This is a genomic window from Acinetobacter sp. AS5 (assembly GCF_048957595.1).
Taxonomy (GTDB): Bacteria; Pseudomonadota; Gammaproteobacteria; order Pseudomonadales; family Moraxellaceae; genus Acinetobacter.
Genome location: NZ_JARDAL010000002.1, coordinates 91,166 through 109,019 on the forward strand (window position 1 = coordinate 91,166; position 17,854 = coordinate 109,019).

The 17,854-nt window shown below is 44.7% G+C and carries 13 protein-coding genes; 6 read left to right on the forward strand and 7 right to left on the reverse strand.

The annotated features are described in order from the left end of the window. Positions 1 to 21 precede the first annotated feature (21 nt). Positions 22 to 3,777, reverse strand: a complete 3,756-nt coding sequence (putA, locus tag PV763_RS01500) for a trifunctional transcriptional regulator/proline dehydrogenase/L-glutamate gamma-semialdehyde dehydrogenase (RefSeq protein WP_004646755.1) — start codon at positions 3,775 to 3,777, stop codon at positions 22 to 24. A gap of 118 nt (positions 3,778 to 3,895) precedes the next feature. On the opposite strand from putA, the gene PV763_RS01505 reads away from it, so the two are divergent. Beyond that, entirely contained in the window at positions 3,896 to 4,390 is a 495-nt protein-coding gene (locus tag PV763_RS01505) for an Lrp/AsnC ligand binding domain-containing protein (RefSeq protein WP_004279833.1), read from the forward strand. Between the two features lie 79 nt (positions 4,391 to 4,469). On the opposite strand, the gene putP is transcribed toward PV763_RS01505, so the two are convergent. Further along, on the reverse strand, positions 4,470 to 5,978 hold the full coding sequence (gene putP, locus PV763_RS01510; RefSeq protein WP_004646756.1) for a sodium/proline symporter PutP: 1,509 nt from the start codon (positions 5,976 to 5,978) through the stop codon (positions 4,470 to 4,472). A gap of 421 nt (positions 5,979 to 6,399) precedes the next feature. Between putP and aspA the strand changes: the two genes are divergently transcribed. The 5 genes from aspA (at position 6,400) to PV763_RS01535 (ending at position 14,085) form a co-directional block, all read left to right on the forward strand. Next, positions 6,400 to 7,842 (forward strand): aspartate ammonia-lyase, encoded by a 1,443-nt coding sequence (aspA, locus tag PV763_RS01515; protein ID WP_420937276.1) that lies wholly within the window; start codon positions 6,400 to 6,402, stop codon positions 7,840 to 7,842. A gap of 130 nt (positions 7,843 to 7,972) precedes the next feature. Beyond that, complete coding sequence (locus PV763_RS01520; protein WP_004646758.1) at positions 7,973 to 8,338, forward strand: hypothetical protein; 366 nt, start codon at positions 7,973 to 7,975, stop codon at positions 8,336 to 8,338. A gap of 123 nt (positions 8,339 to 8,461) precedes the next feature. Beyond that, positions 8,462 to 11,920 carry a transcription-repair coupling factor gene (mfd, locus tag PV763_RS01525; RefSeq protein WP_004646759.1) on the forward strand — a complete coding sequence of 1,153 codons (3,459 nt, stop codon included), beginning with the start codon at positions 8,462 to 8,464 and terminating at the stop codon, positions 11,918 to 11,920. Between the two features lie 229 nt (positions 11,921 to 12,149). Continuing rightward, a complete protein-coding gene (locus PV763_RS01530; protein WP_004646760.1) occupies positions 12,150 to 12,584 on the forward strand; it encodes an HIT domain-containing protein in 435 nt (144 codons plus the stop codon). A 55-nt stretch (positions 12,585 to 12,639) separates the two neighbouring features. Beyond that, a complete protein-coding gene (locus PV763_RS01535) occupies positions 12,640 to 14,085 on the forward strand; it encodes an adenylate/guanylate cyclase domain-containing protein (RefSeq protein WP_004729820.1) in 1,446 nt (481 codons plus the stop codon). An 89-nt stretch (positions 14,086 to 14,174) separates the two neighbouring features. On the opposite strand, the gene fdx is transcribed toward PV763_RS01535, so the two are convergent. From fdx to iscU, 5 genes are all read right to left on the reverse strand, one after another. Next, the gene (fdx, locus tag PV763_RS01540) at positions 14,175 to 14,513 is read right to left on the reverse strand and encodes an ISC system 2Fe-2S type ferredoxin (protein ID WP_004279821.1); all 339 of its coding nucleotides are present in this window, start codon (positions 14,511 to 14,513) and stop codon (positions 14,175 to 14,177) included. A gap of 15 nt (positions 14,514 to 14,528) precedes the next feature. After that, the gene (hscA, locus tag PV763_RS01545; protein ID WP_004646762.1) at positions 14,529 to 16,388 is read right to left on the reverse strand and encodes a Fe-S protein assembly chaperone HscA; all 1,860 of its coding nucleotides are present in this window, start codon (positions 16,386 to 16,388) and stop codon (positions 14,529 to 14,531) included. Positions 16,389 to 16,429: 41 nt separating this feature from the next. Continuing rightward, positions 16,430 to 16,945: a Fe-S protein assembly co-chaperone HscB gene (gene hscB / locus PV763_RS01550; RefSeq protein ID WP_004646764.1), complete on the reverse strand. Its 516-nt coding sequence runs from the start codon at positions 16,943 to 16,945 to the stop codon at positions 16,430 to 16,432. A 104-nt stretch (positions 16,946 to 17,049) separates the two neighbouring features. Then, complete coding sequence (gene iscA / locus PV763_RS01555; protein WP_004279817.1) at positions 17,050 to 17,370, reverse strand: iron-sulfur cluster assembly protein IscA; 321 nt, start codon at positions 17,368 to 17,370, stop codon at positions 17,050 to 17,052. 34 nt (positions 17,371 to 17,404) lie between these two features. Next, complete coding sequence (iscU, locus tag PV763_RS01560) at positions 17,405 to 17,791, reverse strand: Fe-S cluster assembly scaffold IscU (RefSeq protein ID WP_004279815.1); 387 nt, start codon at positions 17,789 to 17,791, stop codon at positions 17,405 to 17,407. Between the last annotated feature and the right edge of the window lie 63 nt (positions 17,792 to 17,854).

Here is a 17,854-nt window from a genome sequence, read left to right on the forward strand (position 1 = left end):
TGCTGAGATGATTGGACTGATTTAGAGATTATCCATCGTCATCAAGCTGGCATTGCCGCCTGCCGCCGCCGTATTGATACTGATCGCGCGTTCAATCACAAATCGCTCGACCGGAATATCATAGTTGCCCGAACTTAAATGGGTGATACCAATAATTGGACCTTGGCGTGTTGCAATGCGTTTCTGCAAGTCAATCAGTTCAGTAGTGTCACCATGATGCAGGACGGCCTCAAATACACCTGTTTCAATATCCCGGACCACTTTAAATTGCTTGCTAACCGCGGCTGGCATGGTTGGTAAATATTTCAGAATAAAAGTATTGTTTGCCAGTACCGCAGGACGACTGCCAACCGATAAAATCGCCAGAATTTGCTGAATCTGGTCTTGATCCCTATGTGCTAACGAGAGAACGCTTTCACGTGGCAAGATCATGTATTGATTTTCCTCGCCAGTTGGGCCTTGCAGGCTAAAGCTTTGACCAGTCGCAATTTGCATAGGCGCTTTTAAAGATAAAGTTGGGAAAGTTTTAGCTACCCAGGCTTTAAACTCCTGAACAAGTTTATGTTCAACAAGTGCTGGCTCAGCTTGAGCTGCATAAGGCTGAGCCAGTTTTTTCTCGGATACTTGATGCATTAAACGATAGATATACAACGGGCCACCCGCTTTCGGGCCGGTGCCGGACAGACCTTCACCACCAAAAGGCTGGACGCCCACGACCGCACCAACGATATTGCGGTTGATATACAGGTTGCCGACTTCCGCTCGTGCAATCACGGTTTGCATGGTTTCATCAATACGCGTGTGCAAGCCCATGGTCAGGCCATAACCCTTGCTGTTGATCTGATCTAACAACTGTTCCAGTTCGCCATATTTATAGCTGATCAGATGCAGTACCGGGCCAAACACTTCACGTTCCAGATCATCCAGATTTGGAAGTTCAATCAGGGTTGGTGCAATGAATGTTCCTGGAGTTAATTCAGTCTGGTCCTGATTAAACATCAACTGATGAACTGTATGACCTTTGCTGCGCATCTGCTCGATATGCTTTTGGATATTTTGCTGGGCTTCTGCATCAATCACTGGACCAATATCGGTTTTCAGCAAGACCGGATTGCCAACGCGCAACTGTTGCATCGCACCTTTGAGCATGCTGCGTACGGCCTCCAGATTATCTTCCTGAACACAGAGGACACGCAGGGCAGAACAGCGCTGACCGGCACTGTCATAGGCAGAGCTCACAACATCCAACACCACCTGTTCAGTCAATGCAGATGAATCCACAATCATGGCATTTTGACCACCAGTTTCAGCAATCAGGGTGACGCTTTCTCCAAACTGGTTTATTCGTTCTGCCACGGTTTTTTGTAGAATTTGGGCGACCTCGGTGGAACCGGTAAACATGATGCCCTGAATACGTGGATCTGCACTGAGCTGTGCACCAATGGTTTCACCACGGCCCGGCAATAGCTGTAACACATCCTGCGGAATGCCGGCTTCCCATAAAATCTGTACGGCTTGTGCTGCAATGAGCGGTGTTTGTTCAGCCGGTTTGGCAATCACGGTATTGCCAGCGACCAGCGCTGCTGAAATCTGACCGGTAAAAATCGCCAGCGGGAAGTTCCATGGACTGATACATAGTACAGTACCTAAAGGCTGGATCTGTACATTGTCACTGAGATCCAAAACTTGAGCTGCATAGTAACGCAAGAAATCTACCGCCTCACGTACTTCGGCAATCGCATTGGCATAGGTTTTACCTGCTTCGCGAGAAAGAAGAACCATGAGCGGAAGCAAACGCTGTTCCATCAGTTCTGCGGCTTTATTCAGGCAGGCAGCACGCTCATTTTTTGGCAGATTGGCCCAGAAACTTTGTGCATTAACTGCTTGAGTGAGTGCAATTTCAGCCTGTTCAGAAGTTGCTTCATAGACTGTGCCGACCACATCCTGATGGTGTGCTGGATTGATCACTGGAACTGCATGGGGCGTATCCACGCTGCTAAATGCCGTTCCCATAGCAGCTGACTGAAATTGCGTATTTGCCAGACTGGATGCGACTTCATTTAAAATACTGAGTTCAGCATCATTGGCCAAATCGAGTCCTGAAGAGTTCAATCGTTCATCGGCATAAAGATCTTGCGGATAGGGAATATGCGGATGCTTGGCACCCAATACGCTTTCCTGTTTTGACGCCTTTAAAATGGTTTGCTGTGGATTTTCAATCAAATCTTCAATTTTCAAGGTTTTGTCAGCAATACGATTGACGAAGGAGGTATTGGCACCATTTTCCAGTAAGCGGCGCACCAGATAAGCCAGCAAGGTTTCATGATTGCCGACTGGCGCATAGATCCGGCATGGTACACCGAGTTTATTTTTCGATGGATCGCCCACGACATTTTCATACAGTGGTTCGCCCATGCCATGCAGACATTGGAACTCATATTGGCCGGCATAATACTGCTCAGGTTGTGCCAGCTGATAGATCGTCGCTACCGTTTGTGCATTGTGAGTGGCAAATTGTGGGTAGATATAATCCGGTTCAGCCAACAGCTTACGCGCACAAGCAATATAAGACAGATCCGTATGCACCTTACGAGTAAATACCGGATAATCTGACATTCCATCAATTTGGGCTTTCTTGATTTCGCTGTCCCAATATGCGCCTTTGACCAGACGAATCATCAAGCGTTTCTGGCTGCGCTTCGCCAGATCAATGATGTAATCCACTACATAGAAGCAGCGTTTCTGATAGGCCTGAATCACAAAGCCAATGCCTTTCCAGTCCTGTAATTGTGGTTCAAAACACAGGCGTTCTAACAGTTCAAGTGAAATCTCAAGGCGATCACTTTCTTCAGCATCGATATTTAAACCAATATTGTATTGCTTGGCCAAGACCGCGAGTTTCAGTACTTTTGCATAGAGCTCATCATGCACGCGATCCATTTGCGAACGCTGATAACGGGGGTGCAGCGCAGAGAGTTTGATAGAAATGCCAGGCCCGTCATAAACATCCTTATCCTGCGAAGATTGACCAATGGCATGAATGGCTTGCTGATAATCCTGATAATAACGTTCAGCATCCGGATCGGTCAGTGCTGCTTCACCCAGCATGTCATAGGAATAGCGAAAGCCTTTTTCTTCCAACGGTTCGGCATTTTTCAGGGCTTCATCAATGGTTTCACCCGTGACAAACTGCTCGCCCATCATGCGCATGGCAACATCGACAGCCTTACGGATAATCCCGCGGCCACTGCGTGCCAAAAGACCGGTCAATAAGCTAGACAGGCTTTTTTGCTGTGGGGTTTCCATCAGCTTGCCGGTCAGCATCAGTCCCCAGGCTGCTGCATTCACAAACATCAATTGGCTCTGGCCCAAATGTTCTTTCCAGTTACCTTGATTGATTTTGTCACGGATCAGCAAGTCACGTGTGGCTTTGTCCGGAATCCGCAGTAAGGCTTCTGCCAGACACATCAGGGCAATGCCTTCCTGAGAAGATAAAGAAAATTCCTGCAATAAGCCTTGGACAATACCGGCTTTCCCAGTGGAACTTTTGCGTTCACGTAAGGAATGTGCGAGATCAAAGGCAAGCGCCTGAATCTTGTCACTCATCTCGGAAGAAATTTCACTATGGGCCAATAACTCTTCGACGCATTCAGTTTCTGCACGACGCCATACCGTATTAATACGTTCTTCGTATTGGTTTTTGTGTTTAAATTCAGCAATATAATTTGAGTGCTGGGCTGAATCTAAAATTGAATCTGGGCGGAGAGTGGTTGGCATAGTGACTTCCTGTACTGCGTCAATCAGTTCTTTGAGGTGAATGAGTTTTAATCTATAATCACAGAATATTTGACGAATATCTCACTATAGTTTTCGCTTTTTTTAGAGAATAATTCTAATGCCAAGTCCTTATTTGAACCTTGACCGTATAGATATTCGTATACTGGGTTTATTGCAATCCGATGCCAAGCTATCCAATATCAAACTGGCTGAACTGGTCAATTTGTCGCCTACAGCAGCCTTGGCGCGTGTACAAAAGCTGACCCGGGAAGGTTTTATTGTGGGCTATGAAGCGCGCCTCAATCCAGTCATGTTGAATAATGGTTTTGTGGTCTTTGTTGAAATTTTATTGGATAAAACCACGCCGAATGTTTTAGATGAATTTTCCCATGCTGTGCGGCAGATTCCTGAAATTATCGAGTGTCATATGATCAGTGGCGGGTTTGATTTCGTGGTAAAAATCCGCTGTGCCAATATGGATGAGTTCCGGAAAATCTCTGGTCAGATCTTGTGGCAATTGCCCGGAATTAAAGAAACGCGCAGTTATCCGGTGATGGAAGTGATTAAAGAAAGTCAGCAGATCCATCTGAAAATGCCGGGAAAAGCCAAGTAATTTTCAAGAACTTCATTTGTGAATCTAAGAAACATAAAAGGGACGATTAAGTCCCTTTTATGTGCAAGAAAAAAGGTGATTATTTTTTCATTTCTGCCATTTCTTTTTGATACTCGGCTTTAGCCATTTCAAAGCGTTTGACCACATCAGCACTCGGTGCTTTATCCAGCAGGCTGACGATGATAATGCTGAGGGTGGCCAGAATAAAGCCTGGAATGATCTCATACAGACCGGTATCACCCATATAATTTTTCCAGACAATTACAGTCATGGCACCAACCACCATACCCACAATTGCGCCGTTGAGGGTCATTCGTTTCCAGAATAGCGACAAGATAATCAGCGGGCCAAATGCAGCACCAAAGCCCGCCCAGGCATAAGCCACCAGACCCAAAACCTTACTGTTCGGATTAATCGCCAGTGAAATGGCAATTAGGGCAATCACCAAGACCATGCCGCGACCGACCCAGATCAGTTCTTTTTGTGAAGCATTTTTACGCAGGAAACTCTTATATAAATCTTCGGTCAGGGTGGTTGAGCAGACCAGAAGCTGACAGCTCAAGGTGCTCATAATTGCCGCCAAGATAGCAGCCAGAATGATTCCGGCAATCCATGGATTAAACAGGATTTTGGTCAACTCCATAAATACCGTTTCAGGGTTTTGATTCACCACCGAAGCCAATGCGGGATTGACACTGAAGTAGGCAATACCGATATAACCGGCAGCCACTGCACCGCCTAGGCATAGAATCATCCAGGTCATGCCAATACGGCGTGCAGCAGGAATGGTTTTGACCGAATCTGCTGCCATAAAACGCACCAGAATATGCGGCTGACCAAAATAACCCAAGCCCCAAGCCAGACTGGAAATAATCGCAACGGTGCTTAAACCTTCAAGCATGCTTGAAGCATGTGGGCGAGCCGATTCAAGGATGACACTCACTTGCTGGCTGTTGTCGCCCAGAGCCAAGAAGGTAATGATCGGAGTCAGCAATAAGGCAAAAATCATCAAACCGGCTTGGAATGTATCTGTCCAGCTGATCGCCAAAAAGCCACCAATACAAACATAAAGAATCGTCGCCATCGCACCAATCACAAGCGCTGTGGTGTAATCCCAGCCAAACAGGCTTTCAAACAGTCGTGCACCTGCGACCATGCCTGAGGCACAATAAATTGCAAAGAACACCAGAATCACCAAGGCAGACAAGACCCGTAAAATACGTTTACGATCGGAAAAACGGCTAGTGAAATAATCCGGCAAGGTTAGAGCATTGTTCTGATATTCAGTATGGGCGCGCAGTCGACCTGCCACGAGTAACCAGTTCAGCCATGCACCGATAATCAAACCGATCGCAATCCAGACTTCTGACAGACCAGACAAGTAAATGGCTCCTGGAAGACCCATCAACAGCCAGCCACTCATATCCGATGCGCCCGCCGAAAGTGCAGTGACGACACTGCCCAGACTCCGTCCACCTAGAATATATTCGTCAAAATTGGAGGTGGCACGATAAGCATATAAACCGATTGCAATCATGGCGATAATATAAAACATGAAAGTAATCAGGGTGGGGTTTAAAGAAGTCATGGGCAGGTCATCCTGTAAATATGGAAATCATCGTCCAAGATGATTTTTTGTACTGAGATTGCAAGGAGGTGATTCAAGCATGGTTTAAAAATTACACTCTGTAACAATTACACAGCTTTTATGTATACCTATTGTAAATAGAGTAGTAATTCACTGAAATTGAATTAGGAATAACTTGAGCGGATAAAAGGCAATACGACGTCGAATTCAGGGGAAAAGTGGAAATTTTGAATAAATAATGAAAATATTTGAATCTTAGCCAATTGCTTACACAATCTTACAAAACTCACAGCTTTAGCGTATTGGTAATAAATCGTAGCAAATCTAGGTTAAAGTCTTCCTATTAGGCCTGTATTTGTTTGCTCATATTAATGTCACACCAAATACGGTGCATCGCCAAGAGTATTTTTTAGTGGACAATATGCTTCAAATCGAACCGACCCGCATTGAACGTGATTTATTGGGGGAAAAACAAATCCCGTTGCATAGCTATTATGGGATTCATACCTTACGTGCCATCGAAAATTTTAAGATTTCTGGATTGGCGGTGGGGCAACAAACGCACTTTATTCGTGCTTTGGCCCAAGTGAAAAAAGCTTCGGCACAAGCCAATCTGCACTTTCAAAAATTGTCCGAGCAGACCAGTACTGCCATTCAGAAAGCTTGTGATGAATTGATTCAGCATCCGGAAGCGTGGCAAACGGCATTTCCACTCGATCCTTATCAGGGCGGTGCCGGAACCTCCATCAATATGAATGCCAATGAGGTGATTGCCAATATTGCCCTAGAAATGTCGGGCCATCAGAAAGGTGATTATCACATTCTGCATCCGAATGATCACGTCAATACCTCGCAATCGACCAATGATGTCTATCCAACGGCTTTGCGTCTGGCGACCTATAGCAGTCTGGATGAGTTATTGAGCGTGCTTAAAGCATTGATTGACTGTATCGATCATAAAGCTGCCGAATTTGAATATGTCATCAAGATGGGACGTACCCAGTTACAAGATGCCGTGCCGATGACCATGGAACAGGAATTCCGGGCATTTGCCACCTTATTAAAAGAAGACCTGAAGCTGATTGGACAGATGCGACAGTTATTGCTGGAAGTCAATTTAGGCGCCACCGCCATTGGGACCGGGGTGAATACACCGCCGGGCTATGCCAAGCGGGTGGTGGAAATCTTGGCGCACCTGACAGGTTTACCTTTAAAAGGTGCAGCAGATTATGTCGAGGCGACCAGCGATTGTGGCGTCTTTATTATCTTGTCGAGCAGTTTAAAACGTCTGGCAGTGAAATTGTCCAAAATCTGTAATGACTTGCGCTTGCTCAGCTCGGGGCCGCGTACAGGGTTAGCTGAAATTCGCTTACCTGAGTTACAGGCAGGTTCTTCGATCATGCCGGCAAAAATCAATCCGGTAATTCCAGAAGTTGTGAATCAGATTGCATTCCGGGTGATTGGTAATGACTTAACCATTACTATGGCTGCGGAAGCCGGGCAGTTACAATTGAATGTCATGGAACCTGTGATTGCCGTGGCGATGAATGAATCAATTCAATTATTGACCCAAGGCATGCAAACCCTGAATCAGAAATGTATTGCTGGTATTCAGGCCAATGAACAGATTTGCTTAAGTTCCGTCATGCGCAGTGTCGGGATTGTGACCTTGCTTGAACCGATTCTGGGACATGCCAAGTGTGATGAAATCGGCAAACAATGTATGTGGGAAAATAAAACCGTGCCACAGGTGGTATTAGAGTTAGGCTTATTGAGTGAAGCGCAATTAGAAGAGATTTTTGCATTTGAAAATCTGGTGTCTGAAATACCTGTAGCAGAGAGTCAGCTCGAACAGGTTTCTTGATAGCATAAATTGTCTTGAAACAGCTCAAATCAACTGATCGTTGTGATTTTGACAATTTGCCTCAAGTTCGATATGTGGATTTGAGGCATTTTCATCTAGACTAGGGTCTGAACTTTATTTGGCTGGGTAAATGGCGATGTTTGATAAAATCAGTGCATTATTTAAAACTAATAAACCGACTGCTGCACAGCTATATTTAGACGAGCAGAATATCCAGCATGTCGAAGGCACAGGTTATATCGTGGATGGCATTGATTTAAATCAGGAACTGACCACACGCTTAGAATATTTGTCCAATCGCCGTCTAAAACAGTTTGATGATTTAAAAGCTTTATACGACACCGCGATGCTGATCAATGAAAAGATTGATCTGGAAATTGCCCATCAGCGTTTTAATGTGACTTTGGGAAATACCGAAGAGAACCTGCTGCAATTTAAAATGATCCTCAAGAAGTTAAATGATTATTATCGTAACTTTCTGCGAGAGAAAAAATAAGTGTTAAAAGTGGCTTGAAATCGAAGCGTATGGATGTGGCAAGACTGCATAAAAATAACAAAATATCCTGAGATCATCGTGCTAGTATAAGCCTCAGGTTATTTAGACTTTAAAGCTATATCCATGTTCCAACAAGAAATTTCCCAACTCAATTTACCACAACTCAAAGCAGGCGAGAAACGCTGGTTAGGCAATCTGCAAGGTTCCTCGACGGCATTGTTGCTCAAAGAAATCGTGCAGCAGCAATCGCGTTTATTTATCGTGATTGCACGTAATAATCAGCATTTGGGTCAACTGGAAAGTGAACTGGAATTTTATGGGGTTAAACCCACGATTTTTCCAGATTGGGAAATCTTGCCTTATGACCGTCTCTCCCCCCATCAGGATATTGTCTCGGAACGTCTGGCAATCTTATCCAATATGCCAAAAACTGGCGTACTGTTGCTGTCCGCCTCAACTTTGGCACAACGTGTGGCGCCGACCTCATGGATTCTGGGTGAGCATTTCGATATTCATGTCGGTCAGAAATTTGATCTGGAACAACAAAAGAAAAAGTTGATTCAGGCCGGTTATCATCTGGTCGATACCGTCTATGATCCAGGTGAATTCGCGGTACGCGGCAGTATCATGGATATCTACGCATCGGGACAGGAAGCACCGATTCGGATTGACCTGTTTGATGATGAAATTGAAAGCCTGAAATTTTTCGATGCCGAAACTCAGCGCACCACGCAAAGTTTGCAGCAGTTTACCGTATTGCCGGCACAGGAATTTCCGCTCAAGGAAGGTCGTGCCACTTTCCGTGACCGCTATGCCGAATTTTTCCCGACCGCGAATCCAAAGAAAAACCCGATCTATCAGGATGTGATGGATGGCATAGTCTCGCCGGGAATCGAGTTTTATTTGCCCTTGTTTTTCAGCGCGGAAGCCATGCAAGGCCAAAGTTCACTGATTTCGTACCTACCGAAGAATGGCATTGTCATTACAGATAAGGCTCTGGACGAAAGTCTCAGCCAGTTTTGGCAAGATGTGGTGCGCCGTTATGAAGATCGTCGCCACAATGTCGACCAACCGATCATGCCGCCTGAAAGCCTGTTTTTTCAGACCAATCAGGTGCTGGAGCAGCTGAACCAGTTTGCACGCATCATTGCCGCACAAACATCTTTTGATCAAAAAGCTGGGGTATTGAATCTTGATACCCAGTTGCCACCGCGTCTGCCCGTAGATCCGAAACGTGAAAAACCGTTTCATGAAATCAAAAAATATATTGATCAGGCTAATCATCCGGTATTGCTAGTGGCTGAAAGTGCTGGACGCCGGGAAAGTCTTAAAGATGCCTTAAGGCCAAGTCTGGGTGATATCCCCACGGTTGAAAATTTTGATAGTTTTATTCAATCTCTGTATGCAATTGCCATTACCAATGCGCCTTTAGAGCGTGGTCTGGTATTGACCGATCGTGTCAGCGTAATTTCTGAAAATCAGCTGTATGAACATCGCGTGGTACAGCGCCGTCGCAAACGTCAACAGGAAGTTTCCGAAGAGTTTCTGATCCGAAGTCTAACTGAGCTGACCATGGGCGCGCCTGTGGTACATATCGATTATGGGGTCGGACGTTATGCCGGTCTGGTCACCCTAAGTATTGATGATCAGGATCACGAATTTTTGCAGCTGGATTATGCGGATGCCGCCAAAGTCTATGTGCCGGTGACCAATCTACACTTAATCAGCCGGTACAGTGGTGGTGATCCGGATCTGGCACCTTTGCATAAACTGGGTACGGACGCATGGAATAAAGCCAAACGTAAAGCGCTGGAACAGATTCACGATGTCGCGGCCGAATTGCTGCATATTCAGGCACGGCGTTCTTCCAAGCCCGGGATCAGTTTTGAAATCGATCAAAGCCTGTATATGCAATTTGCCAGTGGCTTTGCCTATGAAGAAACACTGGATCAGGCCAATGCGATTGAAGCGACGTTGCATGACATGCAGCAGGCCAAGCCGATGGATCGTCTGGTGTGTGGTGATGTCGGGTTTGGTAAAACAGAAGTCGCAATGCGTGCCGCATTTGTTGCAGTACAGAATAACCGGCAGGTGGCGATTCTGGTACCGACCACTTTGCTGGCACAGCAGCATTATGATTCATTCAAAGACCGCTTCGCCGACTGGCCAGTCCGGATTGAAGTGCTGTCACGTTTCGGCTCTTCCAAAGCACATACCAAGACCATTGACGACCTGATTGAAGGTAAAGTCGATATTGTGATTGGTACACATAAGATTTTGCAGGAAAATGTTCAGTTTAAGAATCTTGGCTTGATGATTGTCGATGAAGAGCATCGTTTCGGGGTGCGCGACAAGGAACGAATCAAGGCGATGCGTGCCGATGTCGACATGCTGACACTGACTGCAACTCCAATTCCACGGACACTGAATATGGCCTTTAGTGGCATGCGTGATCTGTCGATTATCGCCACACCGCCGGCACGCCGTCTTGCGGTGAAAACCTTTGTGCAGGAACATACCGATGACACCATTAAAGAAGCGATTCTGCGTGAATTGCTGCGCGGTGGTCAGGTTTATTTTCTGCATAATGAAGTTGATACAATCGATCGTGCCGCCGAGCATATCCGTAAACTGGTGCCGGAAGCGCGGGTGATTGTGGCCCACGGGCAGATGCGTGAACGTGAACTGGAGCAGGTGATGCAGCAGTTCTATCACAAGGAATACAATGTTCTGGTATGTTCGACCATTATTGAAACCGGGATTGATGTTCCGAATGCCAATACCATTCTGATTGAACGTGCTGACAAGCTGGGCCTGGCACAATTACATCAGCTACGCGGACGTGTAGGACGCTCACACCATCAGGCTTATGCCTACTTAATGGTGCCGTCTTTAAAAGCCTTAAAAGGTGATGCAGAAAAACGTCTGGATGCCATTCAGCGTGCTTCGACCTTGGGTGCCGGTTTTATGCTGGCAACCGAAGATCTGGAAATTCGCGGCGCAGGTGAGTTACTAGGTGAGCAGCAGAGTGGTTCGATGCAGGCTATTGGTTATAGCCTGTATATGGAAATGCTGGAAAAAGCCACCAAAGCCATTCAAAAAGGCAAAACGCCAAACTTCGATGCACCATTGTCATTGACTGCCGAAATTACCCTGCATATGCCAGCGTTGATTCCAGATGAATATCTGGGTGATGTGCATCAACGTCTGTTGTTCTATAAACGCATCAGTAATACTGATACCCAGGAAAAACTGGACAATATCCGGATGGAATTGATCGATCGTTTTGGTATACCGCCGCAACCGGTCAAACAGCTCTTTGCTGTACATCAGATTCGATTGAAAGCCGAGCAGCTTGGTATTACTAAAATTGATATCAGCAGTCAGGGTGGGCATATTGAATTTGCACCGGATACTCCGGTTCAAGCCATGACGATTATCCAGATGATGCAGAAACATCCGACCTATTTCCGGATGGATGGCGGTCAACGTCTAAAAGTCATGGTCATGCTGGAAGACTATCAAAAGCGGATTCAGTTTATACAGGATTTACTGGACAGTCTGCTTAAAGAATTGCACTGATTTTATTCGATTAAATCAGCCTGAAAATTCAGTTTGGATTTCATTTTCCAATGAAGTTTGCAGGAACAACAGGCTTGATTTTTTTAATGAATTGTTTACAGTAATTGTTGTGATGTGCTTCGCAACAAATCATGAGAATTTGTCTTTAAACACATTGCTTTCAATATTCAGCTTCAGTTGGATATGTTAGTATTAGCCATCATTCTAATTTTGCATCATTTATAAAGATATGTTTAGTTTGCATCCACAACTTGCTCAAGATACGTTTTTTGTAGGCGACTTTCCTTTGTCAACATGTCGTTTGATGAATGATATGCAATTTCCCTGGCTCATTCTGATTCCACGTGTGCCGGGTGTCTCTGAATTATATGAATTGAGTCAAGCTGACCAAGAGCAGTTTTTAAGAGAGTCAAGCTGGTTATCAAGCCAGCTGGCACGTGTTTTCCGTGCAGATAAAATGAATGTAGCAGCGCTGGGTAATATGGTGCCGCAATTGCATTTTCATCATGTAGTTCGTTATCAGAACGACGTTGCATGGCCGAAGCCTGTTTGGGGTACACCTGCTGTTCCTTATAGCAGTGAAGTATTGGCACATATGCGTCAAACCTTAATGCTGGCTTTACGTGGTCAGGGCGACATGCCATTTGACTGGCGCATGGACTAATCAGCCAAGGCATTCCGAGAACCATGAACAGTTGCGGACTTCAGGGAGGGAGTGAGTGCAATTAGACGACTGGATTCAAAAAGAACCCCATCAGTTTGAGTATTTCCATCGCATGATGGGATACATCATGCTGTCTGTGGTTCTGGTCGTCTTTCATTACACTGAACCAGATACCCAGTATCAGCTTTTTGTTCCATTTTTTTTGTTTCTGGTTTTGCTAATTACACCGAAACTATCTCGCTGGCTGATCTATCGTCATGATTATCACATCCGGCGTAATATTCTTTTCCTGATTGATGTCATTGTCATTTCGGTGGTTTTGGCGGCCGTGCATCTGGACTTGGTCTTGTCCTTGCTGGGTCTGGTCGCAGTGCTCTATACCGCGATCAGCAATAAAATTTCATTTATGATGGCATCTCTAGCCAGCCTGATCGGGATTACGCTTTTTTATCTGGCCAATATTCTGGTCTTTGGGTTTAATAATTATTTCGAACCGACCAGCAGTGAGTTGACCGTTTTAGGCTTTATCTGTCTGATTACCTATTTTGGTGTCGGAAGTTTTTATCAAAGTGGTCGTGTGCAATACATGACCCAGAAAAAAGACCATTATTTCGAACAGATGAACCGTTATATGGAATTTGCCAATCAGCTGAGTCGCTATGCGCCCGTGCAGTTATGGCAATCCATTATGAAAGGTGAATCTGAAGCCAAAATTGAATATAAACGTAAAAAGTTGACGATCTTTTTCTCTGATATTCAAGGCTTTACAGAGCTATCTGAAACTCTGATTCCAGATGATTTAGCATTCCTGTTGAATGACTATCTTCGGCATATGACCGAAATCGCTAAAAATTATGAAGCGACTGTCGATAAATTCATGGGTGATGCCATCCTGATTTTCTTTGGTGATCCGAACTCCGAAGGTGTGGAACAGGATGCTAAGAACTGTATGGAAATGGCATTGGCGATGCGTCAGCAAATGAAATTGCTGCGGGAACGCTGGATTAAAATGGGTTATCCGCCACTGCATATCCGCATGGGGATTTCAACCGGTTATTGCCACGTAGGGAATTATGGGGCTACGCATCGTATGGCTTATACCATTGTAGGACGTGATGCCAATCTGGCAGCGCGTTTGCAAAGTGCAGCGGAAGTCGATGAAATCCTGATTTCGGAAGATACTCATAATCTGATCAAAGATGATTATCTTTGTGCACCGAAAAAGCCGATATTCTTGAAAGGCATTAAAGCACATGTAAGAACCTGGCAGGTCATGGAAAAATATGCGTCTCAGAAAGTCGAGTATCAGCGCTGGTTCGATTATGAATATAAGGGCTTTCATTTATTGCTGAATCTGGATGAAGTGCAAAACTTTGAATATCCTGAGCTGATTCATGTACTAGAAAAAATGATTAAACGCATTGAAACTCAGCAGAAAATGACCAATTCACAAGGTATTGTCAAATTGAAGCTTGAGGATGAAGTAATTGAACACATTTAAAGTTCATGTAAATTTACTTTAATTGTTTCTTATAAAGAGAAAAAACCACGCATGAGCGTGGTTTTTTATTTTAGCCTGCAACGAAAATCTTAGTGATTTTCTGACGCATGGTTAATGGTGTATTTTGGAATTTCAATTTCCAGATCTTCATCGTCCAGTTTAACCTGACAAGAAAGACGTGAATCAGGTTCTAAACCCCAGGCACGATCGAGTAAGTCAGCTTCAACATCATCCATTTCTTCCAGGCTGTCAAAACCTTTGCGTACCACTACATGGCAGGTGGTACACGCTGCTGACATATCGCAAGCATGTTCGATTTTAATGCCATTTTTTAGCAGGCTTTCGCAAAGATTGGCATTTTGTTCGACTTCAAACTCAGCACCTTCGGGGCAAATCTGCGCATGTGGAAGAACTTTAATACGTGGCATAGTCGTTACCTTAAATTAGTTTGAGTTTGACCAGTCGTCGAGTTTAGTGCCCTTAAGAGCTGCATCAATATGTTGATTCATACGTGCTGCTGCAAAAGCATCACTATGTATTTTAAGCTGTTCAACGGCAGATTCAATCGCTTTGATATCTGAACCCTGAAGCTGAGTTTCAAGTTGTGCTTGCGCAGTTTGCAGTGCTGCAAGTTGATCTTCAGTCAACAGACCGGCATCCGCTTGGAGTGCCTGAACCAGTGCTTCCAGCTCACGCTGTGCTTCCACTTTGGTTTCATTCAAATGACGAAGATTCTTATCTTCTTCAGCGAACTTATAACCGTCTAGCAACAGACGTTCAGTATCTTCACCCGATAAACCATAAGATGGTTTGATATCGATTTGAGCCGTCACGCCAGAGGTGGTTTCTTTGGCAGATACAGTCAGCAAGCCATCTGCATCGACCTGGAACGTCACTTCAATACGTGCCTGACCGGCAGTCATTGGTGGAATGCCATGCAGGACAAAACGCCCTAAACTACGGCAATGCTCAACCAGATCACGTTCACCTTGAACCACATGAATCAACATGGCAGTCTGGCCATCTTGATAAGTCGTAAATTCCTGACGACGAGCGACTGGAATCGCAGTATTACGCGAAATTAATCGTTCAACCAGTCCGCCCATGGTTTCAAGACCAAGAGACAGAGGCGTCACGTCTAATAGTAATGAGCCATCAGTTGAGTTGCCAATCAATTGGTTCGCAGTAATTGATGCGCCAATCGCAACCACTTCATCCGGATTAATAGTGCATAGTGGTTCTTGATTGAATACTTCACGCACGGCTTTTTGTACTGCATAAGAACGGGTTGAGCCACCGACCAAAACGACATTTTGAATGTCATCCAGTTCAAGCTTGGCATCACGCATCACACGCTTACATACGCTGATGGTCTTATCCAAAGCAACTTTAATGATCTCTTCAAATGTCGGACGGTCAAGCGTCAATACCTGATCAAGCAATTTGAGTTGAACTGAATCTGCATCAGACAAAGCTTCTTTGGCTTTACGTGCTGCAACCACAAAATGTGCATATTCTGCATCATTCAAGGTGTCAATATTCAGTTGTTTCTTGGCCCATTTCAGGATCAAACGATCTAGGTCATCACCACCGAGGGCAGTGTGGCCACCGGTTGCCAGAACTTCAAACACACCTTGACTAAAACGCAGAATCGAAACGTCAAAGGTACCACCACCCAAGTCGTAGATCACATAGTTGCGATCTGTACTTAGATTGCTTTCCTGATCGAGACCATAAGCAACAGCAGCAGCGGTTGGCTCATTCAACAAACGTAAAACATTCAAGCCAGCAAGTTGAGCAGCATCACGGGTTGCCTGACGCTGTGCTTCATCAAAGTAGGCCGGAACAGTAATAACGGCACCATTGACCGGATTTTGCAGACTGGCTTCAGCGCGGTCTTTCAACTGCTTTAAAATTTCTGCAGAAATCTCAACCGGCGTCTTACGGCCTTGTGCGGTTTCAAAAGCCGGCATTTCATTCGCTTCACCAACCAACGCATAAGGATGCTGGAATTTGATGTCAGCTTTCGAGCGACCCATAAAACGTTTTACAGAAACGATGGTGTTTTTAGGGTCAGTAGTAATGAAAGGCGCAGCTTCATTGCCGTATTGAGTCTGTTGTTCTGCATAATGCACGATAGAAGGAAGTAGCACACGACCTTGTTCGTCATTAAGTACTTTGGCTTTACCTGAAAGAACCGTGGCAACCAAAGAGTGGGTGGTGCCTAAATCGATACCAATCGCAATGCGGTGTTCATGTGGTGCACTTGATTGACCTGGTTCTGCAATTTGCAAGAGAGCCATAGTGTTACATCCTTTGCACGTTAAATATTAAATACTAAAAATTAGAAATCATCATCAAGATCAAAGCTGTCATCGTCCAGGAAGCGGTCTTCCGCTTTGTCGATATCGGCCATGACTTTAACGAAGAAGCGTAGTTTGCGCACTGTATCGCGTGCTTCGGCCCAGTCTTCATCCGCATAATCAATTTTGAACTCGCGAACCAAGCCCTCAATCCATTGCTGGACTTCGACTTTCAGTGAAGTTAAATCTTCAGCAGAAGTTGCATCGTCAAGTTGTTCACGAATTTCCAGAGCGTCCTGCAAGAATTCAAAATCACTGATCGACTGATCTAAGTGATAATCCTGTTTCTTGAGAGACAGTAAATACGCTGCACGGCTATCGACCGCTGACAAGGTTTTAAATGCCTGATTGATATCACTTGATTTAATCAGAGCCTGATCTTTGTCTTCAGCTTTATCTGGGTGATATTGTTGCTGCAACTTTAAAAATTCAGTCTTTAAAGCCGCTAAATCAATATCGAGTGCTACAGGAAGGTTGAACAACTCAAAATGATTCATGGGAGATGGGATCCGCGATTAATGTGCAAAAGTAACTGTATAAATGCAATTAAAACAGTGTGAAACACACTGTTTTAATGTCAAAAAGAGAATAACTGCCGGGTTTATACAGTGAAGGATTCACCACAACCGCATTCGCCTTTTTTGTTGGGGTTGTTAAATTCGAAGCCTTCGTTCAAGCCGTTTTTAACATAGTCCATCTCCATACCTTCAAGATAAACCAGGCTTTTCGGGTCAACGAATACTTTAACCCCAAACTGCTCAAAGGCTTGGTCATGTGTATCGACTTCATCGACGAACTCGAGCACATAGGCCAGACCAGAACAGCCTGAAGTTTTCACACCAACGCGAATGCCTTCACCCTTACCGCGATTTTTTAAATAATTGCTGATATGAGTTGCAGCATTTTCAGTTAAATGGATCATGAAAACTCCGTTAAAATTTCAAAACGTGGAACAATTAAGCTTTAACTTTCTTGCTACGGTAGTCTTCTACAGCTGCTTTGATTGCATCTTCAGCAAGAACAGAGCAGTGTACTTTTACTGGTGGAAGTGCAAGTTCAGTTGCAATATCAATGTTCTTGATCGCTTGAGCTTGATCCAAAGTTTTACCTTTGAGCCATTCGGTCACAAGTGAACTTGATGCAATGGCAGAACCACAACCATAAGTTTTGAAACGTGCTTCTTCAATCACGCCTTCATCGTTTACCTGAATCTGTAAACGCATCACGTCACCACATGCTGGCGCACCAACCATACCAGTACCAACGTTTTCAGCATTTTTATCTAAAACGCCAACATTACGAGGGTTTTCGTAATGATCAATTACTTTTTCGCTATAAGCCATGTTGCTTCTCCAAACCTCGGGGTCAGCCTCAGTATTAAATATGGGGGTAAAAAAACTTTTCTC

Coding starts and splice junctions, on each gene's coding strand:
- PV763_RS01530 (WP_004646760.1), top strand. CDS start 12,150: ATGTTTAGTTTGCATCCACAACTTGCTCAAGATACGTTTTTTGTAGGC.
- putP (WP_004646756.1), bottom strand. CDS start 5,978: ATGACTTCTTTAAACCCCACCCTGATTACTTTCATGTTTTATATTATC.
- PV763_RS01520 (WP_004646758.1), top strand. CDS start 7,973: ATGGCGATGTTTGATAAAATCAGTGCATTATTTAAAACTAATAAACCG.
- aspA (WP_420937276.1), top strand. CDS start 6,400: ATGCTTCAAATCGAACCGACCCGCATTGAACGTGATTTATTGGGGGAA.
- iscU (WP_004279815.1), bottom strand. CDS start 17,791: ATGGCTTATAGCGAAAAAGTAATTGATCATTACGAAAACCCTCGTAAT.
- fdx (WP_004279821.1), bottom strand. CDS start 14,513: ATGCCACGTATTAAAGTTCTTCCACATGCGCAGATTTGCCCCGAAGGT.
- hscB (WP_004646764.1), bottom strand. CDS start 16,945: ATGAATCATTTTGAGTTGTTCAACCTTCCTGTAGCACTCGATATTGAT.
- putA (WP_004646755.1), bottom strand. CDS start 3,777: ATGCCAACCACTCTCCGCCCAGATTCAATTTTAGATTCAGCCCAGCAC.
- PV763_RS01505 (WP_004279833.1), top strand. CDS start 3,896: ATGCCAAGTCCTTATTTGAACCTTGACCGTATAGATATTCGTATACTG.
- iscA (WP_004279817.1), bottom strand. CDS start 17,370: ATGATCCATTTAACTGAAAATGCTGCAACTCATATCAGCAATTATTTA.
- mfd (WP_004646759.1), top strand. CDS start 8,462: ATGTTCCAACAAGAAATTTCCCAACTCAATTTACCACAACTCAAAGCA.
- hscA (WP_004646762.1), bottom strand. CDS start 16,388: ATGGCTCTCTTGCAAATTGCAGAACCAGGTCAATCAAGTGCACCACAT.